This is a genomic window from Paenibacillus sp. y28, assembly GCF_037137075.1.
Classification (GTDB): domain Bacteria; phylum Bacillota; class Bacilli; order Paenibacillales; family NBRC-103111; genus JBBBNV01.
On record NZ_JBBBNV010000105.1, the window covers coordinates 1 to 965 of the forward strand.

Annotated in this window: 1 protein-coding gene; it reads right to left on the reverse strand. The window is 36.3% G+C overall.

Going from position 1 to position 965, the window contains the following annotated elements; translation table 11 throughout:
• Positions 1 to 138: 138 nt before the first annotated feature.
• Positions 139 to 726: a hypothetical protein gene (locus WBG83_RS22475; protein WP_336747628.1), complete on the reverse strand. Its 588-nt coding sequence runs from the start codon at positions 724 to 726 to the stop codon at positions 139 to 141.
• Positions 727 to 965 lie beyond the last annotated feature (239 nt).

The following is a 965-nucleotide window of genomic DNA, read 5'->3' on the forward strand; positions in this document are numbered from 1 at the left end:
TCGCTACAGCTCGTTGAGCTTATTTTTTCACTGCAACATTCCACTCGCTGGCTTATCCTCAGGGTGCGGAATGTGAGATAAAATGATGATATTTGATAAATTCTTCTGTTGAAAAATCCTCTGATGCCAATATTAAATTTACGAGTCCATTGTCCTGCGCCATGCTCGTACCATCTCCTCAACTTCCAAATATAAATCAAGTGCCCCCTCTTTAGGCAGAGAGGAAGACATCAATCCACCAAAATGACTAACTAGTCCTAAATCTGAAATTGTCTTTAACATCCTTAAAACAAAATCCTGTACCGTAGTTGCATCATAAACACTATCAGTATTAACTAAAAATTCATAGTGTACACCTTTTGAAAATGCTGAGAAAAGCTTTCCAGCCTCTGTTTTAGCCATTTCGAAGAACTGCATTTCATCTTTTACTTCTAACTCATCTTTCCAGTCACTAGGTTTAGAAATAGTATACGAAGGTAAAAAGTCTATAACATTCAAAAATCCAGGTTTCCAAAACAACTCTCCAAAATAATTACTAAGTAACGCCCTGTCATATTCACTGGTCTTAACTTCGGGATTCCAAATATCATTTCTAGGCTTAGTTGTGGCTAAAATATCACCTGACCATTGCAACGCAACGTTAGATCTTTTTGTGACATCGTAGTTTGCTGATGATTGGACCTTATAAACTATTAAAACACGGAAAGGATCTAGTCTTGCAAGCAATGCAGTTCCGGCCGCTTCAAAAATAGTTCTTGCATAAAACGGTGCTAACTCCCTCTCATCTTCATCTAATAAATCAACGCTAAGTAGCTTTCTAATGAATTTACTGATTGTTATATTAAGTTTATTTAGGACACTACACTAGCGTTGCATTAATTTTCCCTAAATCTTCATAATTTTCTGTATTTATCTCATTCAGACGCAAAAAAATCCTTTACAATGGATTGGCAGGTAGTTCCTGT